We start from the raw sequence: 24,820 nt of genomic DNA on the forward strand, positions 1-24,820 counted from the left end.
CCCGCGACGGCGTCAGGTAAGGCGCCGCGTATGGCGGAAATGCGCGTAGCGATTGAGCAGGTCATGAATGATCTGCTCGGTCGAATAGCCGGTCACATCAAGCTGATGCCCGCCCTCAGAGCTGCGCGCCATCGCCCGGAAATGACGTTCTTCGTCCTCGCCCGGTCGATGGGCCTCCGCCCAGGCGAAGCTGGGTGCCCGCAGCCCGCGGCAGCGAACCTCGTAGGTGAAGGTGCCATGGTCGCCATGCGGCACCGACAGCAGGACGTCCTGCCCCTCCATGGTGACTTCGGGGGCGAGACTGCGGCGGCGCATCTCCGCCGCCACGTCGTCCAGCGCCGGCCGCGCCCGCTCTTTCAGGAAATCGTACACCTGTTCGCGCTTGAACGAACCCGTGATCGTGGACAAACGCTGCTTCCAGCCGATGTCCGGATCGATCGGGGCGTCGGGCAGATGGCCGTATTCGGGAACGTCGCCGCGCTTTTCCATCCGCAGTGCGCGCAGCAGACCGTAGCAGATGAACAGCATGATGACGGCGAAGGGCAGCGCGCTGGCGATGGCGGCGGTCTGCAGCGCTTCCAGTCCGCCGGCGAGCAGGAGGACCGCGGCGACCAGACCGGCACATACCGCCCAGAAGATACGCTGCCAGACCGGCGGGTTTTCTGCCGCTCCGCTGGTGATCATATCTATCACCAGCGCGCCGGAATCGGCCGAGGTGACGAAGAAGGTGACGATCAGCACGGTCGCGATCAGCGATGTCACGCTTGCCAGGGGCAATTCGGACAGGGTCGCGAACAGGGCCGTCGGCAGGTTGTTGCTGACGATGCGGGCGATCGGCGCGACACCCGACATGTCCAGCGCGATCGCGGTATTGCCGAACACCGTCATCCACAGGAAGGTGAAGAGCACCGGCACCACCAGCACGCCGAGCACGAACTGGCGGATCGTGCGCCCGCGCGAGATGCGCGCGATGAACATGCCGACGAAGGGCGACCAGGCGATCCACCAGCCCCAGTAGAACAGCGTCCAATTGGCGAGCCAGTCGTTCGGCTCGTAGGCGTACATGCGGAAGGTCCGGCCGACGATCGCCGAAAGATAGGCGCCGGTGTTCTGGACGAAGGCCTGCAGCAGGAATACGGTCGAGCCCGTCACCAGCACGAAGCCCAGGAGCAGCACCGCGAACAGGATGTTGAGTTCCGACAGGCGCTTCACCCCCTTGTCCAGCCCCAGCATGACCGACAGCGTCGCAAGCCCGGTGATCCCGGCGATCAGCACGACCTGGATGGTCGGCAATTCCGGCACGCCGAACAGGTAGTTGAGGCCGGCATTGGCTTGCAGCACGCCGAACCCGAGCGAGGTCGCCACCCCGAACATCGTGCCCAGCACCGCGAAGATGTCGATCGCGTGGCCGATCGGCCCGTAGATGCGCCGCCCGATCAGGGGGTAGAGCGATGACCGGATGGTCAGCGGCAGGCCGCGGCGGAAGGAGAAATAGGCGAGCGCCAGCCCGACCACGGCGTAGATCGCCCAGGCGTGCACGCCCCAGTGGAAGAAGGTCAGCACCATGGCCTGGCGCGCCGATTCGACCGTGCCACCGTCCCCTACCGGGGGATTGGCGTAATGCTGGATCGGCTCCGCGACGCCGAAGAATACGAGCCCGATGCCCATCCCTGCGCTGAACAGCATCGCGAACCAAGACAGATGACTGTATTCGGGCTCGCTTTCGTCCGGCCCCAGCTTGATATCGCCGTATTCGCTCACGGTCAGGAAGAGGACGAAGAGCAGGAAACCCGCCGCGGCAGCGATGTAGAACCAGCCGAAATCGGCGACGATCAGCGCCTGCAGCCGGTCGAAGAGAACGCTCGCGCGTTCGGGAAACAGCGCGCCTGCGGCGGCGAACAGCAGGATGAGCGAGGCCGAACCGAAAAACACCGGTCGGTTCACGACCAGGCGCGGTCCTTTGGCAATTGGTGACGCTTCTTCGAAAACAGGATCGTTCATTCCTGGGAGCCCTTGCATCCCCATTAACAAAGAGCAACCGCAGCGGTCGGCAAGCGCGTGGCAGGAAATCTGGTTGGGAGCCGGACCGTAGCGTTCCTATATGCGTTGCGAGAGCAAAAGGAGACCCGATGACCCTTCAGACCGACATCCCGACGGGCGATGATCTGATCGCCGAGATCGAGCGGCTGCGTAAAGAGCGCAACGCGGTGATCCTGGCGCATTACTATCAGGCACCGCATATCCAGGACCTCGCCGATTTCGTCGGCGACAGCCTGGAGCTCAGCCGCAAGGCGGCGGATACCGACGCGGACGTGATCGCGTTCTGCGGGGTCAAGTTCATGGCTGATACCGCCAAGATTTTGAGCCCGGACAAGATCGTGGTGCTGCCCGATCTCGACGCCGGGTGCTCGCTCGAAGACAGCTGCCCGCCGGAGAAATTCCGCGCCTTCCGCGAAAAGCACCCCGACCACATCGCGCTGACGTACATCAACTGCTCGACCGAGGTGAAGGCGCTGAGCGATGTCATCGTCACCAGCTCCAGCGCCGAAACGATCATCAGCCAGATACCGGAAGACCAGAAGATCATCTTCGGCCCCGACCGGCATCTGGGTGGTTACATGAGCCGTAAGTTCAACCGCGAGATGCTGCTGTGGCCGGGTGTGTGCATCGTGCACGAGGCGTTCAGCGAGACCGAACTGCTGAAGCTGAAGCAGCAGCATCCCGGTGCGCCGGTCGCCGCGCATCCCGAATGCCCGCCGACGATCATCGACCATGCCGATTACGTCGGCTCGACCAGCGGCATTCTGCAATATGCCGAGACGTTCAAAGGCGACACGCTGATCGTCGCGACCGAGCCGCACATCATCCACCAGATGGAAAAGGCGCTGCCGGACAAGACTTTCATCGGCGCGCCCGGGGCGGACGGCAACTGCGCCTGCAATATCTGCCCTTACATGGCTTTGAACACCCTGCCCAAGCTCTACACCGCGCTGCGCGATCTGGAGCCGCGGATCGAGATCGAAGAAGGCTTGCGGCTGAAGGCGAAGCAGAGCCTCGACCGGATGCTGGAAATGGCCAGCGGCACGATCGGCAAGGGCGATCTGGGCCGAGTTTGAGGCGCACGTCCGGCCCCGTTGCAACCGTTCGCCGGGCTGCGCGTTGAACGGCAATTGGCGGCAGCTGGGGCAGTTCTTCCATGGCAACCACTAGGCCGATCCGCGGTCTGCGCGACTGGCTGATCCATCGTCTGACCGCGAATTACTGGTCGCTTGCACTGTGCGCGGTGCTCAGCGCGCCCGTGGTTTTCGCCGCGACGCTGTTGCTCGATCGTCACGGCGCGACCGATTGGTTGCTCGATCACGACCTGTCGCCGGTCGCCAGCGCGGATACGGCGAAGGATGTCGCAGGTGTGATCGCGGCGGTGGACGCGGCCTTCATCACGCTCTATTTCTCGATCTCGCTGCTGGTGCTGACGCTGGCGGCGAGCAGCCTGGGCGTGCGGCTGGTGGATCGCTGGCTCAGCCGCCCGCTGGTGCGGGTTTCCATCGCCGGGCTGTCGTTCAGCCTCGTCTACACCGTGCTCAACCAGCTCGCGATCGATGCCGAAACGCAGCTGACCGACGTGCCGCTCCTGACCCTTATGGGTTCGGTCGTCCTGCTGCTCGTCAACATCGCGATGCTGGCGGTGGCTCTGAACGATCTGGGGCGCACGATCTATGTCGACAAGGCGATCGCGGCGCTGGCGCAAGACGCTCCCGCCGCCCGCGTTCCCATCGTGAGCAGGCCCCCGTTCACAGGCCGGTTCGCCGAGGAAATCCGGGCCGAACGCGGCGGCTATATCGAGGGGATCGACCTCGAACATCTCTCCCGAAAACTGGGCGGCGCGGGGGGCGTGGTGCGCTTCGAAGTCGCGCCCGGACAATTCGTGCTGCAAGGGCAGCCTATCGTCTCGCTGGAACATGGCGGCATGGACGAGGCGCTGCTGCGGCACTCCATACCCATCGCGCCGTTCCGCAACGATGGGCAGGGCGCGGTTTTCCAGATCCGCCTGCTGGTGGAGATCGGGGCGCGCGCCCTCTCTCCGGCGGTGAACGATTTCTACACTGCGCTCGCCTGCGCCGACCGGATGAGCGAAGTGATCCTTTCCCACGCGAACAACTGGGTCGAACCGGGCGAGGTCGCAGCCTACGCGCGCGAGCCGCGCTTCGAGCTGCCGGGGCAGGACTTCGTCGGGCTGTTCGACGATCCGCTGAACGCCTTCCGTCAAGCTGCCGCGGCCTATCCCAGTGTGTCGATCCGCCTGATAGAGAATTTCGGCAACGTGCGCGCGCGCCTGGCGGAGCTGGAGGCGCCGCGCGGGCTGGCCGACCATCTGGCCCGGCTGGCCCGCGAAATAGCGGAGCATGCGCGCTCGCGCGCCGAGAGCGAGGTCGACCGCAAAGCGATCGACGATGCGCTTCGCCAGGCGGAAATGCGCGGGGAGAAGGTATGACCGGACGGCTGCAAAAGCTCTGGAACGACGTCAATGCAAGCTACTGGTTCTACCCGGCGCAGTTCTCGATCCTCGCGGTCCTGCTCGCCATCGGGACCATCTGGCTCGATCGCAACGGCTATGCGGAAAGCCTGAACGCGATCGCCTGGCTCCAGCCCGCGCGGCCCGACGGGGCGTCGAACATGCTGACCGTGATCGCGGGATCGATGATCGGCGTCGCGTCCACTGTGTTTTCGATCACCATCGCCGCCGTCGCCTATGCCAGCGGCAATTACGGGCCTCGGCTGCTGACCAATTTCATGGAGAACAAGGGCAACCAGCTCAGCCTCGCGACCTTCGTCGGCACCTTCGTCTATGCGATCACGGTGCTGCGCGTGGTCCGTGCGGCGGACGAAGGCGGATTGTTGCCCGACGATCAGGCCCTGCCCGGTTTCGTGCCGCAATTGTCCCTGCTGGTCGCCTACGGCCTGATGGCGCTGAGCGTGATGGTGCTGGTCTATTTCCTCAACCACGTTCCCGCGTCTATCCGCATCAACAGCGTGCTGGAAGGGATCGGCGAGCGGCTCATCGGCGACATCAAGCGCACGTTCGACCAGCCAGCCAAACAGGCGGTTACGATGGATCATCCCACGGGACGATCGGTGATCGCGACGGAAACCGGCTATGTCCAGATCATCGATTTCGACCGATTGGAACGGATCGCACAAACTGCGGGCGGACACTTACAGCTGGCGGTCCGGACGGGCGATTTCGTACATCCCAAGATCGACCTCGCCGTGTGGGAGGACGACGACGAGCTGGACGACCTGCGAGACACCGACATCCGCGCCTGTTTCCAGCTGGGCGGCAAGCGCACGCCGGGACAGGACCTGCATTTCCTGATGGACGAGCTGGTCGAGATCGGGCTGCGCGCACTGTCGCCCGGCATCAACGATCCGTTCACTGCGATCGCTGCGCTCCACTGGCTGGGCGCGGCCACGGCGGAGCTGGGGCGGCGCGATCTCAACCGCCATTTCGGCACGACCGATGAGGGCGAGGATAGGTTGAGCCTGCTGGCGGACGATTTCACCCACTTCGTCCAGCGCGGCTTCGGTTCGATCCGTTCCGGCGTGGCGACCAGCCCCAACGCGGCGATGGTCATGTTCAGCACGATCTATCACGCCGCCAGCGGTATCGACGACGAGGAGCGGCTCCATGTGCTGGAGCAGGAGGGGCTGCAACTGATGCGCCAGGCCCGCATCGATCTGGAGGGGCCGAACCTGGAAATGGTCGAGGCCCGTTACCAGCAGTTCGTCACTTGGATGAAGCGCTGACCGCGCGCGAGACGGCCAGCGCCGATCCGAGCAGCACCATACCCAGAATATCCAGCGGGCCGAGCGTCTCGCCGAAGATCGCATAGCCGTAGACGGCGGCGATCGCGGGCTGGGTCAGCAGCGCGAGACCGATAACCAGCGGCGGAAAATGGCCGAGCGCGAATACCAGCAGCCCCTGTCCCACCAGCTGGCTGAGCACGAACAGCGCGATCAGCGGCCACCAGTTATGCGGCCAGACGGGCTCGCCCCGCGCGATGGCGATGGTCAGCAATACCGGTGCCGCGATCAGGCACACCCAGGTCAGCAGGCTCCAGCTGCCGATGGTGCGCCGCGCATCCTGCGAGGTGAGGATATAAACCGCGTAGAGCAGCCCCGCGGCGAGGCAGAAGAGGTCGCCCAGCAACGTGCCGAGCGATATCTCCAGACTGGTGCCGAACAGGATCGCCGCCCCGGCCAGGGCCAGCACCAGCGTCGCCCATTCCACCCCGCGCGGCAGGCGGCGCGCGACCACGAAGCCCCAGAACAGCAGCACGATGCTGCCCGCATTGCCGAACAGCGTCGCATTGCCGAGCCGCGTCATGCCGATGCCTGTATGCCAGCTCGCCAGGTCGAGCGCGAAGGCGACCGCTCCGACGGCGAGGAGCAGCATGACCCGCCGGGGGAGGCCGGTCAGCCGCTGGCCGTTGGTGCGCGCCAGTAGCGCGAGGAAGGGCAGCGCCAGCGCCAGTCGCCAGAACCCCGCCGCGACCGGCCCGCTGTCGGCCAGCCGGACCGACCACGGACCCAGCGCGAGCGCGACATTGGCGGCCAGCAGCGCCGCGAGCGGCAGCCAGCGCGGATGGCCCGCCGGAGGATCGTTCGGATGGCTTGCCTCGCTCACCCGCTTCCCTTAGCGGCTTGCGACCAAGGCGACATCCGTTTTCATTCGCCACCCGATTAAAGGACCGACCATGCACGACGCGCTATTCCAGCCCATCTCGATCGGGGCGATCGACTGCCCCAACCGCATCTTCATGGCCCCGCTGACGCGCGGCCGGGCGCATGTTCCCGGCTTCGTGCCGACCGAGATGATGCAGACCTATTACCGCCAGCGCGCCGGTGCCGGGCTGATCATTTCCGAAGCGACCGGCATCAGCGTGGAGGGGCTCGGCTGGCCCAGCGCGCCGGGCATCTGGAGCGCCGAGCAGGTCGAGGGATGGAAGCCGGTGACCGACGCCGTGCACCAGGCCGACGGGCGCATCGTGATGCAGTTGTGGCACATGGGCCGGATCGTCCATCCCGATTTCCTCGGCGGCGAGGCCCCGGTCTCGGCCAGCGCGACCACCGCACCGGGCCACGCTCACACGCCCACGGGGCGCAAGGATTACGAGCCCGCCCGCGCGCTGTCGGTGGAGGAGATCGCGCGCGTGGTCGAGGATTACCGCAAGGCCGCGGCGAATGCGAAGGAAGCGGGCTTCGACGGCGTGCAGCTGCACGGCGCGAATGGCTACCTCGTCGACCAGTTCCTGCGCCGGTCGACCAATTTGAGGGAGGACGAGTACGGCGGCAGCGCGCAAAACCGCGCCCGCTTCCTGGACGAGGTGCTGGGCGCGCTGGTCGATGTCTGGGGCGCCGACCGCGTGGGCGTGCGGCTGTCTCCCAACGGTGAAACGCAAGGGTGCGACGATCCCGATCCGGTCGAAACCTTCGGGGCCGCGGCGCGCGTGGTGGAGAAGCACAAGCTCGCCTTCCTCGAACTGCGCCAGCCGGGGCCGGAGGGGACGTTCGGCAATACCGGTGTGCCGCAGCAGGATGCACATATCCGCCAGCTCTATTCGGGTCCGCTGGTGCTCAACAGCGATTACGGCGCGGCGGATGGGGCGCAGGACGTGGCGAGCGGTCGCTGCGACGCGGTCAGCTTCGGCCGGCCCTTCATCTCCAACCCCGACCTGCCCGATCGCATCCGGCAGGACGCGGAATTCGCGCCGAACGTGAACGTGCCGCAAAGCTGGTACCTGCCCGGCGCGGCGGGCTATATCGACTACCCGACGCTGGCCGAACAGCGCGCGGGCTGAGCGTCAGCCCTCGTCCGGCGCCGTGACGGCCGAGGGCTCGGCGGCTTCGGAAGTCTCGCCGGCCTGCGGCTCGGACGGCTCAGCGGTCGCGTCACCCGGCGCGGAGGTCGCTTCGCCGCTGGCCGCGCCCTCGCCGGGCTGCGCGGTCAGCGCCGGGGAGGTCGAGCGCACCGTGTCGAGCGGGAGCATGTCGTCGTTGATCGTGCCGCCCAGCACCTCGCCCCTGGCGGACCCGCCTTCGCTCTTCTCCGCCTTGTCGCCGCAGGCCGCCAGCGCGAGGGCCAGTCCGGCGCAGGCGAGGAAACGGGAATGGCGGATCATGCGGTTTCTCCTTCCAGCGCGGCGAGGAAGCGCGGCGCGGACTGGCGCAATGCCGCATCCCACTCCTCCGGCGCAAGCGCGATCCCCAGCCGGGCGAGGCTGGTGACGCCGAATTCGTCGATCCCGCACGGCACGATGCCAGTGAAATGGGACAGGTCGGGATCGAGATTGACGGAAAAGCCGTGCATCGTCACCCAGCGCCGCACGCGCACGCCGATCGCGCCGATCTTCGCCTCCCCCCCGTCCACGTCGCGCGTCCAGATGCCCACGCGCCCATCGACCGCCCAGCTTTCGACCCCGAACCCGGCGAGCGTGTCGATCACCCAGCCTTCGACCGCGTGGACGAAGCGGCGCACATCCTTGCCCCGCCGGTTGAGGTCGAGCACGAGATAGCCGACCCGCTGCCCCGGCCCGTGATAGGTGTAGCGCCCGCCCCGGCCCGCCTCGACCACCTCGAACCGCGGGTCGAGCAGCTCGTCCGGATCCGCGCTGGTCCCGGCGGTATAGACGGGCGGATGTTCCAGCAGCCAGACGAGTTCGCGCGCCTCGCCCGCCGCCACCGCCGCATTGCGCGCCTGCATTTCGGCCAGCGCCTCGCGATAGGGTACGGGCGCTTCCGCACCGCGCCATTCGATATTTTCGGGGGCCGAAACCATGAGCGGGGATTGCCTGCCCCAGCCCCGACCGCTTATCAAGCGGGAAGGCAACAGGAAGCGGAACCCGCAATGAAATTCGATCTCAATCGCGCGTGGACCGATGCGCTCGGCCTTGTATCGGCCAACAGCAGCGTCGTCGCCATCGTGGCCGGGGTATTCTTCTTCCTCCCCTATCTCGCCCTGATGCTGTTCGCGCCGCAGATGTTCGCCGGGATCGAGGCGCAGGCGCAGACCCAGGACCCGCAGGCCATGATGGACGCGATGATGGGCGTTTACGCGCAGTACTGGTGGGTGTTCGTCCTAATGCTGCTGATCCAGACAATCGGGATGATCGCACTGATCGCCCTGTTGGGGGATCGCGCGCGGCCGACCGTCGGCGACGCCATCGTCAGCGCGATCAAGCTGCTGCCGAGCTATATCGGCGCGTCCCTGCTGACGGCGCTGGCGTTCATGGTGGTGGTCGCGGTGGTGACGGCGATCGGCGCGGCGACCGGGTCCCATGTCATCCTGACCCTGCTGGGCGTCGCGGCCTTCATCCTGCTGATCTATGCCTATGTGAAGGTAATGCTGTTCATCCCGGTGCTGGCGCTGGAGCACACTTACAATCCGGTCACGGCGCTGGTCCGCAGCTGGCGGTTAACGCGGGGCAACGCGTTCCGCCTGTTCCTGTTCTACTTCCTGCTGTTAATCGCCTTCGTCATAGTCTCGGCCATCATCGGCATGGTTTTCGGCCTGGCCTTCGGATTGATGGGCAGCGAAGTCGCGATCGTGGGCAATGCGCTGGTGGGTGCGGCGGTGAATTCGGTATTCGTGGTTCTTTTCCTGGCGGTGCTGGCCGCGACCTATCGCCAGCTGGCGGCGGAGCGGGTCAGCGTGCCCGCCACCGCCCACGACATGGATACGCCGGACGACGGCGACCGGCGGCTCTAGCCTTCCGCCCCGTCCTTCCAGCCCCAGAAGAGCTTGCACGGCAGGACGTTCCAGAACTCGTAATCGCTTTCGATGTCGTCGAATTCTCGCGCCATGAGGTCGCGCACCGCGGCAGTGAACTGATACGCCATGAACGCGCCGCCGGGGCGCAGGATGCGATGCGTTGCGGCCATGATGGCGGGGCCGACGCCCTCGGGCAGGGTGGAAAACGGCAGACCCGAGACGATGTAGTCCGCCCGCTCGTGCCCGTGATCGCGCACGATCCGTTCGACGTGCTCGGCAGAGCCCAGCACCGCGGTGAAGCGCGGGTCGTGGATGTGCTGGTTGAGGAAATCGACATAGAGCGGATTGGTGTCGATCGCGATCATAGCGCCGTCGGCGGGCAGGCGATCGAGCACCGGCAGGCAGAAGGTGCCGACGCCGGGGCCGTATTCCACGAACAGCTGGCAATTGGGCCAGTCGACCGGCGCCAGCATCTTGTCGATCGTGAAGCGCGAGGATGGGATGATCGAGCCGACCATCTTGGGATGCTCGATGAAACCGCGCAGGAACACGCCCCATTGGCCGAACAGCCGGGCCGTGCGGCGCTGCAGGCTGTCGCGGCTGGGGGCGGCTGCAATCGAGTTACTGTTGTTCAAGGAAAATCCGTTCGTCCGCTGCGGTCGAAAATGGTTGCGGCGCGGTGCCAGCAAGGGCGCGACATTGCAAGCGGCGGCATTGCCAGTCGCAATAGCTGGGCCTAGCTGATCAACCGATCATGGCCGAAACCGATCCCGCCCCAATCGAGCCCGCGCCCAGCGCGCCCGCCGCCCGAACCGCAGCACCGCTGGCGGAGACCGGGATCCCGCGCGGGCGGCTGGCGCTGCTGTTCACGGTGATGCTGGTGACGGCGGCGGGCAACACCGCGATGCAGTCGGTCATGCCCTCCATCGGCACCTCGCTAGGCGTCGCCGACGTGTGGATCAGCCTCGCCTATAGCTGGTCGGCGCTGCTGTGGGTGCTGTGCGCGCCGTTCTGGGCCCGGCGATCGGACCGGCGCGGGCGCAAGAAGATGATGGCGCTGGGCCTCGCGGGCTTTTCCGCCTCCATGGTGCTTTGCGGGGCGACGCTGTGGTTCGGGCTGACCGGCGCGCTGGCGGCGGGCGCGACGCTGATCGTGTTCGCCCTGTGCCGCTCGCTCTACGGCCTGTTCGGCTCGGCCGCTCCGCCCGCGGTACAGGCCTATGTCGCGAGCCGCACCGAACCGGCGCAGCGCACGCAGGCGCTCTCGCTCATTTCCTCCAGCTTCGGCCTCGGCACCGTGCTCGGTCCGGCGCTTGCCCCCCTGCTGATCTTCCCGGTCGTGGGCCTGACCGGTCCGTTCCTTGCCTTCGCCGCGATCGGCCTCGTCACCATGATCGCGTTGCGGCTGCGCCTGCCGAACGACGAGCCGCGCTTTCCCGGCCATGGCTTCGCCTTCGATGCGCCTTACGGCAACAGCGGCGGGGCACAGTCCAACCGCACGGTGCAGCATGGCGAGGAAGAGATGCTGGCGCATCACGAGGAAGGCACCGCGCCCCCGTTGCGCTGGACCGATCCGCGCAGTTCGCCGTGGCTGCTGACCGGCCTGCTGGGCGGGCATGCGCAGGCGATGGTGCTGGGCATCGGCGGCTTCCTGGTGCTCGACCGCCTGAGCCTGCGCGACGATCCGCTGGCCGGCGCCGGTCCGGTGGGCATCGTGCTGATGACCGGCGCGGTCGCGACCCTGCTGGCGCAATGGGGGCTGATCCCGACGCTGAAGCTGGGGCCGCGGGCCGCCGCGCTGTGGGGCATGGCGCTGGCGATCGGCGGGGTAGCGCTGCTGGCCGTCGCGCGGGACCTGCACGCGATCGCCCTGGGCTTCGCGATCGCCTCGCTCGGTTTCGGCCTGTTCCGCCCCGGCTTCACCGCGGGCGCATCGCTCGCCGTGTCGCGAGCCGAACAGGGGCAGGTCTCTGGTCAGGTCGCCTCCGTCAACGGGGCGAGCTATGTCTATGCACCGGCGCTGGGTGTGTGGCTCTATGGGCATTCGGACTGGCTCGGCTTCGCCACCATCATCGCCTTCTGCCTCGCCGTGTTCGCGATCGGTTCGCGGCGGCTGCAGCGCGATGCGGAGCTGACGGGGGAGTAGCGGGGCCGCAATCGACAGCGCCCCTGTCTCGCGCTAGATAGATTGCATAGAAAAACCGGAGAGAGCCGATGCCCCGAGCCGAAAGCCATTTCGACGTCCTGATCGTGGGCGCGGGGCTGTCCGGCATCGGGATGGCGGCGCATCTGCGCGACCGCTTGCCCGGCCACAGCTACGCCATTCTCGAGCGGCGCGACCGGCTGGGCGGGACCTGGGACCTGTTCCGCTATCCCGGCGTGCGCTCGGACAGCGACATGCACACGCTCGGCTTCGCGTTCGAGCCTTGGGTGCACGAGAAGAGCATCGCCGATGGCCCCGCGATCCTCGATTATCTCGACCGCATCGTGGACGAGCGGGGCATTCGCCGCCACATCCGCTTCGGCTCCACCGTCGCCGCGGCCGATTTCGACAGCGATGCCGCGCGGTGGCGCGTGACGCTGGAGGGTGGCGCGCAACTGACCGCGAACTTCCTCTATCTCGGCTCGGGCTATTACGATTACGACGAACCGTTCGATGCAGAATTTGCCGGGCGCGAGGATTTTGCCGGGCGGATCGTCCACCCGCAATTCTGGCCCGACGATCTCGACCATGCGGGCAAGCGGGTGGTGGTGATCGGCTCCGGCGCGACCGCGGTCACCATCGTCCCCGCCATGGCCGAGACGGCGGCGAAGGTGACGATGCTGCAACGCACGCCGACCTGGATGGGATCGCGTCCGGCGAAGGACGCGGTGGCCAACTGGCTGCGCAAGATCCTGCCTGGCGCCATCGCCTACAAGCTCACCCGGGCGAAGAACATCCTGCTCCACCGGTTCTTCTTCCGCCTGGCACGCCGCAAGCCTGAGAAGATCGCGGCCAGGCTGACCGAACGCACGCGGGAGGCGCTGGGCCCGGCATACGACGAACGCCATTTCACCCCGCCCTACAACCCGTGGGAGCAGCGGCTGTGCCTGGTGCCGGACGACGATTTCTTCATCGCCGTGCGCGAAGGGCGAGCGCAAGTGGTCACCGACCATATCGACCGCTTCGAGGCGGAGGGCATCCGCCTGAAATCGGGCGACCTGCTCCCCGCCGACATCGTCGTGACCGCGACCGGCCTCGCCCTCGTCTTCGGGGGCAAGATCGCCATCTCGGTCGATGGCGAGGCGATCGACTGGGCGCAGCGCTGGTTCTATCGCGGCTGCATGTTCTCAGGCGTGCCCAACCTCGCCGCGACCTTCGGCTATCTCAACGCCAGCTGGACGCTGCGGGTCGACCAGAACGCGGCCTATGTCTGCGACCTGCTGGCCACCATGCGGGCGAAGGGCGCGGATATCGTCGTTCCCGAACTGCCGGCCGAACCGCTGGAGGAAGACGACATCTTCGACTTCTCCTCCGGCTATCTGCTGCGTTCCAAGCACCTGATGCCCAAGAGCGCGCCGACGCTCCCCTGGCGGCTCAACCAGGATTATCTGGAGGATCGCCGCGATTTCCGTCAGCGCCCGGTGGACGACGGCAATCTCGCCTTTAACCGTTCCGGCGGCGGCCTGCGCGACGCGGCGGAGTAGCCAAGCGCCCCGTCCTTTCGTAAGACTGCCGGCACCATGGCCGACCGCATCTTCACCGCCGCCCTGATCGTGATCGGGGACGAAATCCTCTCCGGCCGTACGCACGACCGGAACATCGCCCAGGTCGCCAGCTGGCTGCAGGTCCAGGGCATCCGCCTCGCCGAAGTGCGCGTGGTCGCCGACGTGGAGGAGCGGATCGTGGAGGCGGTGAACGCGCTGCGGACGCGCAACGACTATCTGTTCACCACCGGCGGTATCGGGCCGACGCACGACGATATCACCGTGGACGCGGTGGCGAAGGCGCTGGGCGTGCCAGTGATCGTCCATCCAGAGGCGCGCGCCATCCTGGAGCGCTATTATGCCGACAAGCCGGGCGGGTTGACCGAGGCACGGCTGCGCATGGCGCGCGCGCCGGAAGGGGCGGAGCTGATCCCCAACCGCATGTCGGGCGCGCCCGGCATAAGGGTCGCAAACATCCACCTTATGGCGGGCGTGCCGCATATCACAGCGGGGATGCTCGATGCGCTGACCGGCACGCTGGAAGGGGGCGCACCGCTCAAGAGCGAGACGATCGGCTGCTGGACCGCGGAAAGCGAAGTGGCGGACATCCTGCGCGAAACGGAAAAGGCGCACGAGAATTGCCAGATCGGCAGCTATCCCTTCTTTCGCGAAGGGCAGGTCGGCGCCAACTTCGTGATCCGCAGCACCGATGCAGACGAGCTGGCGAGCTGCGTCCACACCCTGTGCGATGCGCTGGCGACAGCGGGATACGATTTCACCCCCGGCGGAATCTGATCGCAGGCGCGGCCCGGTCCCAGACCCGGCCTTAACCCCCTCGCCCTATCGACCGGCGCGCTGGGCCCGATGCGCCGCCTGTTGCGCCTGATCCGCTGTCCACGCCTCACGGCACACCGGCGCTTGCGGTGCCGGCCACGCGGCGGCAAACCGGTGGCCGGAGGCGCACCGCATGGTCTGGCTGTTCATTTTTGCCCTGTGCGGTGCGCTGGTGGTTCTCTGGCTGCGAATGACGGCGCTCGAACGCGCTCTCACGCGGCTTGAGGAGGCCGAGACCGCCCGTGGTTCCGGTCCTATAGAACCGCTCGAAAGTGCCGTGCCTGTTACCTCCATGCCGCGCGCCGATGCGCCGCCGCAGCGGGCCGAACCCTTCGCATCGCCGTTCGCTCCTACGTCCGAACCGACCGTATCGCCGGAACCGCTCGCGTCGGTGGTTGCAGCTGAAGCCGAACCGGAAACCGAAGCACGCAAGCGCCCCGCCTTCGCCCTGCCGCGCGTGGATTTCGAAGAGCTGTTCGGTCGACGCCTGCCGATCTGGGCGGGCGGGATCGCGCTGGCGGTCGGCGGAATCTTGCTGGTGCGGCTGGCGATCGAGAATGGCATGCTCACGCCCCCGGTGCGCGTCGCGGCGAGCTTCGCCTTCGGGCTGTTCATGCTTGCGGGGGCCGAGGCGGCGTTCCGGTTCGAAACGCGTGTCGCCGACCCGCGGGTGCGGCAGGCGCTTGCCGGTGCTGGCCTCGCGACGCTCTACGCCGCGTTCTACCTTGCCGGTTCGGCCTACGGGCTGATCGGGCCTGCGCTGGCCTTCACCGGGCTGGCGGTCGTTACCGCGATCGCGCTCGGACTAGCTTTGCGCTTCGGTCTGCCTGCGGCGGTGCTGGGGATGCTGGGCGGGTTCGCGACCCCGGCAATGGTCGCGAGCGAAGATGCGAACCTGCCGGTGCTCTCGCTCTATCTCGCATTGCTGACCGCCGGGCTCGCAATCACCGGTCGCCGGATCGGTGCCGCATGGCTCGGGTTCGCGGCGCTGGCCGGGGGGTTCGGCTGGGGTGCGGCGATCCTCGCCAGCGCGACGCTGGACCGGACGGACGCGATCGCGGTGGGCCTCTATCTCGCCCTGCTCGGGCTGCTGGTGCCGTTCCTGGCGGGACCGGTCGCCCGGTGGCGCTGGCCGCGCGTCGCCGCCGCCGCGCTGGCGAGCGTGCAACTGGCGGTGTTGGTTGCCCTGGCGGGCTTCGCACCGCTGACTTGGGGGCTCTATCTCTTGCTCGCGGGAGCCCTCGCCGCGCTCGCCTGGCGCGAGGAGCGCCTGCGGGAAGGCAGCGCCTTCGCCGTCGCAACCGGGGTGGCGCTGCTCGCCCTGTGGCATGGCGTCGACCTGCTCACCGCGCCGCCGGGATGGCGCTTCGCGATCATGGCGACGGTGCTGGCGGCGATAAGCTGCGGCGTGCCGCTCCTGTCGCTCGTCACGCGGCGGGCGCGCGCGATCGACCTGTGGCAGCTCGCGCTGGGCGGCGTCGCCATCGGGCTGGTCGCCTCGCTCCGCTTCGATCCGGGGGCGGAGCCGCGTGTCCTGCTCGCGCTGGGCCTCGTCACGCTCGCCGCGCTGCCGGGTGCGGGTCTGGCGCTGCTCTGGCGAGCCGACGCTGACGGGCGCCGCCTCTGGCTGCCCGCGGCCGCGGCGGGGGCCGTTCTGCTGCTCGCCGGTTTTGCTGGCCTGCCACCCTCGGCGTTCCCATTCGTGGCGGCAACAATAGCCGGGGGGCTGGTGTGGATTGCGCGCGAGCGGCCCGCCAGCGGGACGCGGGCGGCAGCGTGGATGGCCGCCACCATCGCGTTCGCCACGCTGTTCGCAATGGATCCCTTCGGGGCCGAGCTCCTCCCCCTGATCGGCGCGCGTTCCGTGCCCGCCAGCGTGCTTTCCACCCTGCGCTGGCTCGCGCTCGCCCTGCCCTTCGCCGGGCTCGCCTGGATCGAGACGCGCGAGAGCTGGCGGCGGGCGGCCGAAGCGCTCGCGGCGCTGATCGGCTACGGAGCGCTCGCGCAGATCGTGCCGGTCGATGCGCTCGTGTGCACAGTGGCGGTCGCAGGCGCAGCGGTTCTCTGGCGGAGCCCTGTGCGCGGGGGCGCGTGGGGCACGCTGCTGCTGATCGCGGCCGGATGGGCGCTCGGGCCCTTCGCCATCTGGCTCGAAGCCGTAACGCCCGCGCTGTGGGCGGAGCCGCCGCTGGCGCATGCTCTCCCCCCGGCCCGCGACGCGCTGCTGCGGATCGTGCCGCTGACGGTGCTCGGCGCGCTGGCGGCGTGGCGCGGGCGCGCGCATGCGTTCGAGACGCGCGTGATGGGCGGCGGGGCGCTCGCCCTCGCCATCGTCGCGCTGCATATCGTCTATTACCGCGCGCTCGGGCCGGTCGACATGGCGGGCTGGCGCGCCTCGGCCCTCTTGCTGCGGACGGGATGGGAGCTGTTGCTGCTGATGCTGGGCGCCGGGCTGATCCGCTACGCCCGCCACCGGGACATCACCCGGACCGGCGTAGCGTTCGCCGCTTTGGCGCTGACGCATTTCGCGGTGTTCGGCATCGGCATCGACAACCCGCTATGGCGGACGCAATCGGTCGGTCCATGGCCGCTGGTCGACGGCTTGCTGGCGGCCTACGCCACCGCCTTTGCCGCCGCGCTGCTGCTGGGCGCACTGGCAAGCAAGCGTGGGCTCCCCCTCGCCCGGCCGCTGCGCGACGCGATTCTGATGATCCTGATCGCAGCCTATGCCCTCAGCGAGCTGCGCCACCTGTTCGCCGGCCCGGTGCTGACCGCGGCGCCGCTATCGCAGACCGAGGACCTGCAGCGCTCGCTGCTCGGCATCCTGCTGGCACTCGGCTTCCTGGCCTGGGGCTGGCGCTCCGACACGCGCAGCTGGCGCATCGGCTCGCTGGTGCTGATGCTGATCGCGGTGGGCAAGGTGTTCCTGGTCGACACCGCCGGGCTCGAGGGACTGCTCAGGATCGCCAGCTTCCTCGCCCTCGGTTTCAGCCTGATCGGGATCGGCTGGGTCTATTCGCGGCTGTTGCGGAGCACATGAAAAAGGGGCCGGAGGATGCTCCCCCGGCCCCTTTCAATCATTTCCAGCGATCCCCGGAACGAGGATCGCGCGGTCAGCGAATCACGCGCCCTCGATCTCGGCGGTGTCGAGCTTCAGACCCGGGCCCATCGTGCTGGTAAGCGATACCTTGCGCACATACTTGCCCTTGGCGCCCGAAGGCTTGGCCCGCACCACCGCGCCGGTCAGCGCCTCGAAGTTCTTCTTCAGATCGGCGTCGGAGAAGCTGAGCTTGCCGATGCCGGAGTGGATGATGCCCTTCTTCTCGGCGCGGAATTCGACCTGGCCGCCCTTGGCGTCCTTCACGGCCTGTTCCACGTTCGGGGTCACGGTGCCCAGCTTCGGGTTCGGCATCAGGCCCTTGGGCCCCAGCACCTTACCCAGCCGACCGACGACACCCATCATGTCCGGCGTCGCGATCACGCGGTCATAATCGAGATTGCCGTTCTGCATGTCTTCCATCAGATCCTCGGCCCCGACCTTGTCGGCACCGGCGGCAGTCGCCTTATCGGCATTGTCGCCACGCGCGAACACCGCGACCTTCACGGTCTTGCCGGTGCCCGAGGGCAGCGAGACCATGCCGCGCACGGTCTGGTCGGCGTGACGCGGGTCGACGCCCAGGTTCATCGCGATCTCGACCGTCTCGTCGAACTTCTTGCTGGCGGTCTCGCGCAGCAGGGTCAGCGCCTCGTCGAAACCGTACAGCTTCTCGACATCGACCTTGTCGGCCAGCATCTTCTGCTTCTTCGTCTGCGTCGCCATGATCAGCCTCCCACCACATCGAGGCCCATCGACCGGGCGGACCCGGCGATGATCTTGACCGCCTCATCAATATCGTTCGCGTTCAGATCGGCCATCTTCGCTTCGGCGATTTCCTTCAGCTGGCTGATCTTGATGGTCCCGGCAGAGGTCTTGCCCGGCTCCTTCGAACCCGACTTCAGCTTCGCGGCCTTCTTCAGGTAATAGGACGCGGGCGGGGTCTTGGTGACGAAGCTGAACGAGCGATCGGCATAGACGGTGATGACCGTCGGGATCGGCGCGCTCTTTTCCAGATCCTGCGTCGCGGCGTTGAACGCCTTGCAGAATTCCATGATGTTGACGCCGCGCTGACCCAGCGCGGGGCCGATCGGCGGGCTGGGGTTGGCGGTGCCGGCGGGCACCTGCAGCTTGATATAGCCTTCTATCTTCTTGGCCACGAAGGGCCTCCTTTCTCACTGTTCCCCGCATCTTGCGGCGCGGGGTCATGGTAAGCGGTCGAACGGGCCGACACGCGCCGGCCCTTCCGCACGGGGTTTCCCGTCATCGATCGGGGAAGGTTCGCGCACATAGCGTCTCGCGCGCGAAAAGCAAGCACTGGCACGCGCCGACGCGCCCGGCTATCACCCCGGCGAAAGCCCCGGGGGACAGACGTGGACGCAAATTTGTACAGCCAACCAAGACCGCTGGGCTGGTGGCGCTTCATCCTTCAGTTCGTGACCGTCGTATTCGCCTACATGGCGATGTCGCTTCCCGCCGTGGCCGTGTTCGGCATGGGACCGCTGGGTCTGCTGCTGTCGGTGGTGGGATCGATGGTCGGCGGCCTGCTGGTCGCGTGGCTGTGGCTGCGGGCGGACCGCGCTCTGGGCGAGGCATGGAACCTGTCGGCGTTCCGCAACGGCAGGCGCACCATGCTGGTCGGCTTCGGATCCGCGCTCGGCATCGTCGCCTGGTTCACCGTCGGCGGCATGCTGCTGCGCGCGCTGGGCATGCCCACACCCGATGTCAGCATCCTGATGGACGGGATCACCAGCAGCCCGCTGATGCTCGCCGCGTGGATCGTGCTGGTCGCGTGGCTGGCGGCGGGCCTGGGGGAGGAGCTGTTGTGGCGCGGCTTCCTGATGGACCGGCTGCTGCGCCTGCCCGGCCTGCGGGGCCAGATCTGGCCTGTGATAATCATCCAGGCGATCATCTTCGGCCTGCCCCATATCTATCAGGGCTGGGGCGGCACGATCCTGACCGGCATCATCGGGCTCTATCTCGGCTGGCTGCGCACCCGCGTCGGCTGGACGCTGCTGCCGCTGGTGCTGGCCCATGCCGGAGTCGACACCGTCATGATGCTGCTTGGCTATGCCCAGAAGATGGGCTGGGTCGCCGCCGGGTAAGCAGGTTCGGTCGAAAATCCGGCGACCAAAGGTCCGGCGGCCCCGCGAAATGCGGGGCGCGCGGGGTTACTTGGACAGCTCGACCTGCTCGAAATCGAGCTCCACCGGGGTGGCGCGACCGAAGATCGAGACCGAGACCTTGACCTTCTGCTTGTCGAAATCGAGCTCTTCCACCACGCCGTTGAAGCTGGCGAAGGGGCCGTCGAGCACCTTGACCTGGTCGCCGATCTCGTAATCGACCGAAACCTGCTTCTTGGGGGCGGACTTGGCTTCCTCGACGCCGCCGAAATAGCGCGCGGCCTCTTTCTCGGAAATCGCCTGGGGCTTGTTATTGTTGCCCAGGAAACCGGTCACCTTCGGGGTGTTCTTGACCAGGTGATAGACATCGTCGGTCATGTTCAGCTTGGCCAGCACGTAGCCGGGCATGAACTTGCGCTCGACCTGGACCTTCTTGCCGCGCTTCACCTCGGTCACGGTCTCGGTCGGCACCTCGACCTCCTCGACGCCTTCGCTCAGGCCCAGCCGCTCGGCCTCCGCGATGATCGCATCGCGCACCTTGTTCTCGAAGCCGGAATAGGCGTGGATGATGTACCAACGTGCCATGATCGTCCCTGATTAATCGTGTTGTGTGCGTGTGCGGGCGCTCAGGCGAGCGTCAGCAGCCATTGCATGAGAGCGCTGAACAGCGTGTCGACGCCCAGGAAGAACAGCGCCAGGATCACCATCATGATCCCGACGAAGATCGCCGTGGTCACCGTTTCCTGCCGGGTCGGCCATACGACCTTGCTCATTTCCGCGCGCACCTGGCGCAGGAATTCGCCCGGGGATGTCTTCTTCTTGCTGCCGCTCTCGGCCATGTGCCGTACTCGCTGCCTCGTTGAACCTATGGTCTCGTCGCTTCCGGGTAGGGGGCCGCGCCCTCCCGGACAGGTCCGGGTTGGGCGTTCGCGAGGCTCCGATGTCGGAAGACCCGACCGCATCTAATGCGCCGTCCGCGCAAAAGCAAGCGAAGCGCGCCACCCTTGCCGCGCGCGGTTCGGCGCTCTAGCGTCACCCCCGTCACGGGACGGAAACATTTTTTCCGAGGGGTAACACGAACATGAACACAGAGGCCCAGGCTTCTCTGGGTGACCGGCTGGTCGCGCCGGTCACCAATATTTCCGATTTCATCTGGGGCGGTACCTGGAACGGCGAACCGGTCATTCCCATCCCCCCGCTCGCGGTGATCCTGCTCGGCGTCGGGCTGTGGTTCATGATCGGGCTGCGGTTCTACCCGATCGCGAAGCTGGGCAGCGCCTTCGCCGGGCTGTTCAAGGGCCGCAAGAGCGCGGGCCAGGGCGAGATCAGCCCCTTCGCGGCGCTTTCCACCGCACTGTCGGGCCAGGTCGGCACCGGCAATCTGGCAGGCGTCGCAACCGCGATCGCGCTGGGCGGGCCGGGCGCGGTGTTCTGGATGTGGGTCACGGCTTTGTTCGGCATGGCACTGGCTTTCGGCGAGGGTTCGCTCGCCATCCGCTATCGCGAGCATACCAGCGACGGCACCTATCGCGGCGGGCCGATGAGCTACATCATGCTAGGTCTCGGCCCGAAATGGCGCTGGCTGGCGGTGGTGTTCTGCCTCGGGACCCTGTTTTCCGCGCTGGTCACCGGCAATTCCATCCAGTCGAACGAGGTCGCGAGCGGCCTCAACGAACTATTCGGATGGGAACGCTGGGTCGGGGGCCTCGTCGTCGCCGGCGCCGTGTTCATCGTAATCATCGGCGGGATCAAGTCGATCGGCAGCGTCGCCGACAAGATCGTGCCGGTCATGGCCGCCTGCTACGTCGTTATGGCGGCGACGGCGCTGATCCTGAACGCCCCCGACCTGCCCGAAACCTTCGGGCGGATCTTCGGCGGCGCATTCAACACGCAAAGCGCGACCGGCGGGTTTGCGGGCGCGGCGATCATCATCGCGATCCGCGCCGGCACCGCACGCGGCCTGTTCTCCAACGAGGCGGGACAGGGCTCCACCCCCATCGCCCACGCGGTGGCGCAGACCGACGATCCCGAACAGCAGGGCCGGATGGCAATGCTGGGCACCTTCATCGACACCATCGTGATCTGCACCATGACCGCGCTGGTGATCCTGACGGTGGAAGGCGACTTCACCTATCAGGGCGAGGCGGTGAAGCATGTGTGGCAGTCCGACCTCGGCACCACGGCGCAGAGCGGCTTCGTGAGACATCCGGCGCGTTCGCGGCGGCCTTTCCGTTCGAGATCGGGGGCATTCCGCTGGGCACGCTGGTCGCCAGCCTGGCGCTGATCCTGTTCGTGTTCACCACGCTGCTGACCTGGAGCTATTACGGGGAGCGGGCGATCACCTTCCTCTACGACCGCATTCCGGGTTCGACTCGCGGCGGGGAGAGGACGCTGCACATCGCCTGGCGCGTGCTGTGGTGCATCGGTATCTTCATCGGCGCGACGCTGCCCTCGCAGCTGGTCTGGCGCTTCGGCGACATCTCGAACGCCACGATGGTGCTGCCCAACCTGCTCGCGCTGATGCTGCTGTCGGGCGTGGTGTTCAAGCTCGCGCGGGGCGATCGCACCGCGGGGCGCGACTATCATGCTCAGACGCCGGAAGAGCCCGAGGAGTATTGATCTTCGGGGCCGCCAGGCGTGCGCGCGGGCCGGGCGGAGTATTATGCCAAGAGGGCCGGCGCCCGGTTACCCGGTGCCGGCCCCATCGTATCTGGTCGAACGCTCCTATCGCGCGCCGAACAGCCGGGCGAGGAAACCGGGTTCCTCCATCGGCCGGATCGGCCCGTGCTTCATACGGCGATGACTGGCATCGGTGTATGCGCGCGGGCTTGTCCACTGATCGGCACGGCTGCTGCGGAAGGTCAGACTGGACATAGATACCTCCATGATCGGTTTGCCCTCCATCCGGCGAATATAATGCACAGGTGGGCGCAGCAGTTCCCGATAGGTTCCACGCACAAGGGTCAACTGTTGCAAATCGGCAACAGATCGCCAGTCGTCCAAGCGCATACGCGCGATGATAGAGAATTTGGCAGGGGTGACAGGAACCCCAGCCGGAAATCGCCCAAGTATCTGAACCCTCTCGTTTCCCACTCCAGCCCTGTCGTGGTTTGCCACGGCAGGGTGCCACGGAAAGGGACCACGGCACATGTGCGGCATTCAGAACGTCACCCGCAAGCACGGCACGTATTACTACCGCAAACTCATACGTTTAGGCGCTGATAAGCCTTTTCGGATACGCTTCTCGCTCAAGACCACCAGCCGCAGGCGCGCAGGTCTGCTCGCGCCGGCCCTGACTTTGATTTGCGAAAGGGTCGCGATGAACATGATGAGCAAGATGGCGCGCGACGGACTGGACAGTGCCCAACGCGCCGAAATTTTCCGGCGCCAGATCCTGGTGGAGCGCGACCGGCTCGAAGCCTTGCATGCGAGCCTTCACGTCTTCCCGCCCGAAGACCACGATGACATCGGCAAGGCGCTGACGCTGCGGCTGGGCGCGAGCGAGATGGCGGCCCAGGACGGCGCGATGCAGGGCAAGATCGACGATTTCCTAGTCGCCCGCGTCGATCCCGACAATGACAACGAGGACATCGTGGTCCTAGCGTGGTCAGATCTTGCTGCGTCGATCGAGCACGAGGGAGCCGAACAGGCTGCAATCGCCCGGTTGGCCGAGCTAGGTGGGGAGCAGTCGGCGTTGCGGGAGGCGATGGCCCGCAAGGTCGTCAATGAAGCGCGCATCGTAGCGATCCGCGAGTTCCGGGAGGTGCTGGCCAATCCCGGGGCCGCTTACGCGCCGGTCCCGCGAACCGAACACGAGCCGGTTTCGCAAGATGTCGTCCCTGCGCCGATTCCCTCTGCGCCTTCCCCCGCCCAGCCCGCGGTGACAGGTCCTTATGCGACCATGACCGCGAAAGAAGCCCTGGAAAAATTCTTCGAACACAACCCCCGGACCGGTGGGAAGGACGGGGAATCCAGACGGAAGAACGGGCAGGCTTGGACCGCGAAGACGCGCAAGCAGGCGAGGGTCGCCGCACGTTTTCTCGATGAAGTCATGCAAGGCCGGCCGCTAGCCCAGATCACGCACGATGATCTAGTGAAGCTCAACTATTGCTTCGAGCGGGTGCACGGTGCGACACTCCTGCGGTCGCCCAAGCAGCAGGATATGACCATCCTCGAAATCGTCGATGAATACGCGGCTCTAATCGCTGAGGACGAAAAGCTTGCCGCGAAGCAGCGACAGAAGCGCGGGTCCGAGAATTGTGCGGCCGACGCACCGGCTCAGTTGACCCGAAGGGACCTTGGCCTTTCCTTGGTGACGACCAATCGTCATTTCGGCTTTCTCCGCCAGCTGACAGACTGGTTCGCGCGTCACCATCCGATCGCTGTGCTCGATTACAGCGCCTTCATCATGAAGAAGCAGGGCAATGCGCGGGAGGATCGGCAGCGTTACACGGAAGAGCAGGGGCGGATGATTTTCAGCCTTCCGCCGTGGACTGGTACCTCATCGCCCAAGCGCCGGATGCAGCCCGGAACCTGCATCTACCACGATTCTTGGTATTGGGTGCCGATGATCGCCTGGTATACGGGCATGCGTCTTGACGAAATCAGCAGCCTGGAGCTCGACGAAATCAAGTTCGAATGCGGGCATTGGCAGATCCAGGTGAAGCCGAACTCCCTTCGCGCCCTGAAGACTGATAGTTCCAAACGAGTGTTGCCGGTCGCGAGCCAGTTGCTGAAGCTGGGGTTTGACAAATACGTGGAGGCCCTTCGATCTGAGGGCGAATGGCTTCTCTTCCCCGAACTGCTGCCGGAAAGCGGCATAGGGACCTTGGGACGCGCTTTCTACAAGACGCGATGGACTCACCTCGCCAAGCAGCTGCCGTTTCTTGTAGAGGGACAGGCCAATCACTCGTTTCGCCACACTGCCATCGACTCGATGAAAGCCGCAGGCATCCCGAGTGAGATTCGCGCCGACTTTGCCGGCCACAAGCTCACCTCCGAGACCGAAGGCCGCTACTCTGACGCGCACACGAAATTGCTGCGCGAGGCGGCGGAAACCATTCCAAAGGTCACCGACCACCTCGTCCCCAACCCTATCAACCTACTGCCGAAGCGACTTCGCCAGCCACGAAAAGCGCGGCCGAAGCGTTTGGAACCACGAGAGGTGGAGTAGTTGAATTCGCGCTTGAATGCTTGTCAGGCAGGAGCTTTTTTATCCCAACGAACACTGGAGCGCTTGATTTCTCGAAAGATTGATCGAGGTCGCGCCGTACGGAGAGCCGACTGTCGGTTAAAAACAAGCAATCGAAGGAT

At 66.5% G+C, this 24,820-nt stretch carries 23 protein-coding genes; 13 read left to right on the forward strand and 10 right to left on the reverse strand.

The genetic code is table 11. From position 1 onward, the window contains the following. Positions 1 to 12 precede the first annotated feature (12 nt). A complete protein-coding gene (locus tag F7D01_RS04585) occupies positions 13 to 2,001 on the reverse strand; it encodes a BCCT family transporter (RefSeq protein ID WP_215229049.1) in 1,989 nt (662 codons plus the stop codon). Between the two features lie 128 nt (positions 2,002 to 2,129). Between F7D01_RS04585 and nadA the strand changes: the two genes are divergently transcribed. The 3 genes from nadA (at position 2,130) to F7D01_RS04600 (ending at position 5,805) form a co-directional block, all read left to right on the forward strand. Then, positions 2,130 to 3,116, forward strand: coding sequence for a quinolinate synthase NadA (gene nadA / locus F7D01_RS04590; RefSeq protein WP_215229050.1), 987 nt, complete (start codon positions 2,130 to 2,132; stop codon positions 3,114 to 3,116). An 80-nt stretch (positions 3,117 to 3,196) separates the two neighbouring features. Continuing rightward, complete coding sequence (locus F7D01_RS04595) at positions 3,197 to 4,492, forward strand: DUF2254 family protein (RefSeq protein WP_215229051.1); 1,296 nt, start codon at positions 3,197 to 3,199, stop codon at positions 4,490 to 4,492. Further along, on the forward strand, positions 4,489 to 5,805 hold the full coding sequence (locus F7D01_RS04600; protein WP_215229052.1) for a DUF2254 domain-containing protein: 1,317 nt from the start codon (positions 4,489 to 4,491) through the stop codon (positions 5,803 to 5,805). The genes F7D01_RS04595 and F7D01_RS04600 overlap by 4 nt, the downstream gene beginning before the upstream one ends. Here F7D01_RS04600 and F7D01_RS04605 read toward each other — a convergent pair. Continuing rightward, positions 5,786 to 6,685, reverse strand: a complete 900-nt coding sequence (locus F7D01_RS04605) for a DMT family transporter (RefSeq protein WP_215229053.1) — start codon at positions 6,683 to 6,685, stop codon at positions 5,786 to 5,788. The genes F7D01_RS04600 and F7D01_RS04605 overlap by 20 nt on opposite strands. 70 nt (positions 6,686 to 6,755) lie before the next feature. On the opposite strand from F7D01_RS04605, the gene F7D01_RS04610 reads away from it, so the two are divergent. Continuing rightward, the gene (locus F7D01_RS04610) at positions 6,756 to 7,859 is read left to right on the forward strand and encodes an alkene reductase (RefSeq protein ID WP_215229054.1); all 1,104 of its coding nucleotides are present in this window, start codon (positions 6,756 to 6,758) and stop codon (positions 7,857 to 7,859) included. Between the two features lie 3 nt (positions 7,860 to 7,862). Here the strand turns inward: F7D01_RS04610 and F7D01_RS04615 are convergent, their stop codons facing one another. Beyond that, positions 7,863 to 8,180, reverse strand: a complete 318-nt coding sequence (locus tag F7D01_RS04615; RefSeq protein WP_215229055.1) for a hypothetical protein — start codon at positions 8,178 to 8,180, stop codon at positions 7,863 to 7,865. Next, entirely contained in the window at positions 8,177 to 8,836 is a 660-nt protein-coding gene (gene lipB / locus F7D01_RS04620; RefSeq protein WP_215229056.1) for a lipoyl(octanoyl) transferase LipB, read from the reverse strand. Before lipB ends, F7D01_RS04615 begins: the two co-directional genes overlap by 4 nt. 69 nt (positions 8,837 to 8,905) lie before the next feature. Here lipB and F7D01_RS04625 point away from each other — a divergent pair, with 69 nt between their 5' ends. Next, positions 8,906 to 9,766 carry a glycerophosphoryl diester phosphodiesterase membrane domain-containing protein gene (locus tag F7D01_RS04625; RefSeq protein WP_215229057.1) on the forward strand — a complete coding sequence of 287 codons (861 nt, stop codon included), beginning with the start codon at positions 8,906 to 8,908 and terminating at the stop codon, positions 9,764 to 9,766. Here F7D01_RS04625 and F7D01_RS04630 read toward each other — a convergent pair. Beyond that, positions 9,763 to 10,404 carry a class I SAM-dependent methyltransferase gene (locus F7D01_RS04630; protein WP_251567066.1) on the reverse strand — a complete coding sequence of 214 codons (642 nt, stop codon included), beginning with the start codon at positions 10,402 to 10,404 and terminating at the stop codon, positions 9,763 to 9,765. The two genes, F7D01_RS04625 and F7D01_RS04630, sit on opposite strands and share 4 nt — an antisense overlap. 119 nt (positions 10,405 to 10,523) lie before the next feature. On the opposite strand from F7D01_RS04630, the gene F7D01_RS04635 reads away from it, so the two are divergent. The 4 genes from F7D01_RS04635 to F7D01_RS04650 all read left to right on the forward strand — a co-directional run bounded on the left by F7D01_RS04635 (position 10,524) and on the right by F7D01_RS04650 (position 17,330). Then, positions 10,524 to 11,915, forward strand: a complete 1,392-nt coding sequence (locus tag F7D01_RS04635) for an MFS transporter (RefSeq protein ID WP_215229058.1) — start codon at positions 10,524 to 10,526, stop codon at positions 11,913 to 11,915. 68 nt (positions 11,916 to 11,983) lie between these two features. Then, the gene (locus F7D01_RS04640; RefSeq protein ID WP_215229059.1) at positions 11,984 to 13,456 is read left to right on the forward strand and encodes an NAD(P)/FAD-dependent oxidoreductase; all 1,473 of its coding nucleotides are present in this window, start codon (positions 11,984 to 11,986) and stop codon (positions 13,454 to 13,456) included. Between the two features lie 36 nt (positions 13,457 to 13,492). Then, positions 13,493 to 14,251, forward strand: a complete 759-nt coding sequence (locus F7D01_RS04645) for a molybdopterin-binding protein (protein ID WP_215229060.1) — start codon at positions 13,493 to 13,495, stop codon at positions 14,249 to 14,251. 172 nt (positions 14,252 to 14,423) lie between these two features. Next, positions 14,424 to 17,330: a DUF2339 domain-containing protein gene (locus F7D01_RS04650; protein ID WP_215229061.1), complete on the forward strand. Its 2,907-nt coding sequence runs from the start codon at positions 14,424 to 14,426 to the stop codon at positions 17,328 to 17,330. 81 nt (positions 17,331 to 17,411) lie between these two features. Here the strand turns inward: F7D01_RS04650 and rplA are convergent, their stop codons facing one another. Beyond that, positions 17,412 to 18,110, reverse strand: coding sequence for a 50S ribosomal protein L1 (gene rplA, locus F7D01_RS04655; protein WP_215229062.1), 699 nt, complete (start codon positions 18,108 to 18,110; stop codon positions 17,412 to 17,414). A 2-nt stretch (positions 18,111 to 18,112) separates the two neighbouring features. Continuing rightward, the gene (gene rplK / locus F7D01_RS04660) at positions 18,113 to 18,544 is read right to left on the reverse strand and encodes a 50S ribosomal protein L11 (RefSeq protein WP_215229063.1); all 432 of its coding nucleotides are present in this window, start codon (positions 18,542 to 18,544) and stop codon (positions 18,113 to 18,115) included. Positions 18,545 to 18,757: 213 nt separating this feature from the next. Here rplK and F7D01_RS04665 point away from each other — a divergent pair, with 213 nt between their 5' ends. Continuing rightward, on the forward strand, positions 18,758 to 19,489 hold the full coding sequence (locus F7D01_RS04665) for a CPBP family intramembrane glutamic endopeptidase (RefSeq protein ID WP_251567068.1): 732 nt from the start codon (positions 18,758 to 18,760) through the stop codon (positions 19,487 to 19,489). A gap of 66 nt (positions 19,490 to 19,555) precedes the next feature. On the opposite strand, the gene nusG is transcribed toward F7D01_RS04665, so the two are convergent. Further along, entirely contained in the window at positions 19,556 to 20,092 is a 537-nt protein-coding gene (gene nusG / locus F7D01_RS04670; protein ID WP_215229064.1) for a transcription termination/antitermination protein NusG, read from the reverse strand. Between the two features lie 41 nt (positions 20,093 to 20,133). Then, a complete protein-coding gene (gene secE / locus F7D01_RS04675) occupies positions 20,134 to 20,346 on the reverse strand; it encodes a preprotein translocase subunit SecE (RefSeq protein ID WP_215229065.1) in 213 nt (70 codons plus the stop codon). Positions 20,347 to 20,588: 242 nt separating this feature from the next. Between secE and F7D01_RS04680 the strand changes: the two genes are divergently transcribed. Next, entirely contained in the window at positions 20,589 to 21,791 is a 1,203-nt protein-coding gene (locus F7D01_RS04680) for a sodium:alanine symporter family protein (RefSeq protein ID WP_251567069.1), read from the forward strand. A gap of 8 nt (positions 21,792 to 21,799) precedes the next feature. Then, a complete protein-coding gene (locus F7D01_RS15145) occupies positions 21,800 to 22,126 on the forward strand; it encodes an alanine:cation symporter family protein (protein ID WP_251567070.1) in 327 nt (108 codons plus the stop codon). A gap of 105 nt (positions 22,127 to 22,231) precedes the next feature. Here the strand turns inward: F7D01_RS15145 and F7D01_RS04685 are convergent, their stop codons facing one another. Then, complete coding sequence (locus tag F7D01_RS04685; RefSeq protein ID WP_215229066.1) at positions 22,232 to 22,381, reverse strand: hypothetical protein; 150 nt, start codon at positions 22,379 to 22,381, stop codon at positions 22,232 to 22,234. 274 nt (positions 22,382 to 22,655) lie between these two features. Between F7D01_RS04685 and F7D01_RS04690 the strand changes: the two genes are divergently transcribed. Continuing rightward, positions 22,656 to 24,680, forward strand: coding sequence for a site-specific integrase (locus F7D01_RS04690; RefSeq protein ID WP_215229067.1), 2,025 nt, complete (start codon positions 22,656 to 22,658; stop codon positions 24,678 to 24,680). The last annotated feature ends 140 nt before the right edge of the window (positions 24,681 to 24,820 follow it).

This window comes from Erythrobacter sp. 3-20A1M (assembly GCF_018636735.1).
Taxonomy (GTDB): domain Bacteria; phylum Pseudomonadota; class Alphaproteobacteria; order Sphingomonadales; family Sphingomonadaceae; genus Alteriqipengyuania.

Coding starts and splice junctions, on each gene's coding strand:
- F7D01_RS04640 (WP_215229059.1), top strand. CDS start 11,984: ATGCCCCGAGCCGAAAGCCATTTCGACGTCCTGATCGTGGGCGCGGGG.
- F7D01_RS04685 (WP_215229066.1), bottom strand. CDS start 22,381: ATGTCCAGTCTGACCTTCCGCAGCAGCCGTGCCGATCAGTGGACAAGC.
- F7D01_RS04625 (WP_215229057.1), top strand. CDS start 8,906: ATGAAATTCGATCTCAATCGCGCGTGGACCGATGCGCTCGGCCTTGTA.
- lipB (WP_215229056.1), bottom strand. CDS start 8,836: ATGGTTTCGGCCCCCGAAAATATCGAATGGCGCGGTGCGGAAGCGCCC.
- F7D01_RS04615 (WP_215229055.1), bottom strand. CDS start 8,180: ATGATCCGCCATTCCCGTTTCCTCGCCTGCGCCGGACTGGCCCTCGCG.
- F7D01_RS04690 (WP_215229067.1), top strand. CDS start 22,656: ATGTGCGGCATTCAGAACGTCACCCGCAAGCACGGCACGTATTACTAC.
- nadA (WP_215229050.1), top strand. CDS start 2,130: ATGACCCTTCAGACCGACATCCCGACGGGCGATGATCTGATCGCCGAG.
- nusG (WP_215229064.1), bottom strand. CDS start 20,092: ATGGCACGTTGGTACATCATCCACGCCTATTCCGGCTTCGAGAACAAG.
- F7D01_RS04680 (WP_251567069.1), top strand. CDS start 20,589: ATGAACACAGAGGCCCAGGCTTCTCTGGGTGACCGGCTGGTCGCGCCG.
- rplA (WP_215229062.1), bottom strand. CDS start 18,110: ATGGCGACGCAGACGAAGAAGCAGAAGATGCTGGCCGACAAGGTCGAT.
- F7D01_RS04635 (WP_215229058.1), top strand. CDS start 10,524: ATGGCCGAAACCGATCCCGCCCCAATCGAGCCCGCGCCCAGCGCGCCC.
- F7D01_RS04600 (WP_215229052.1), top strand. CDS start 4,489: ATGACCGGACGGCTGCAAAAGCTCTGGAACGACGTCAATGCAAGCTAC.
- F7D01_RS04585 (WP_215229049.1), bottom strand. CDS start 2,001: ATGAACGATCCTGTTTTCGAAGAAGCGTCACCAATTGCCAAAGGACCG.
- F7D01_RS04650 (WP_215229061.1), top strand. CDS start 14,424: ATGGTCTGGCTGTTCATTTTTGCCCTGTGCGGTGCGCTGGTGGTTCTC.
- F7D01_RS04610 (WP_215229054.1), top strand. CDS start 6,756: ATGCACGACGCGCTATTCCAGCCCATCTCGATCGGGGCGATCGACTGC.
- F7D01_RS04595 (WP_215229051.1), top strand. CDS start 3,197: ATGGCAACCACTAGGCCGATCCGCGGTCTGCGCGACTGGCTGATCCAT.
- secE (WP_215229065.1), bottom strand. CDS start 20,346: ATGGCCGAGAGCGGCAGCAAGAAGAAGACATCCCCGGGCGAATTCCTG.
- F7D01_RS04645 (WP_215229060.1), top strand. CDS start 13,493: ATGGCCGACCGCATCTTCACCGCCGCCCTGATCGTGATCGGGGACGAA.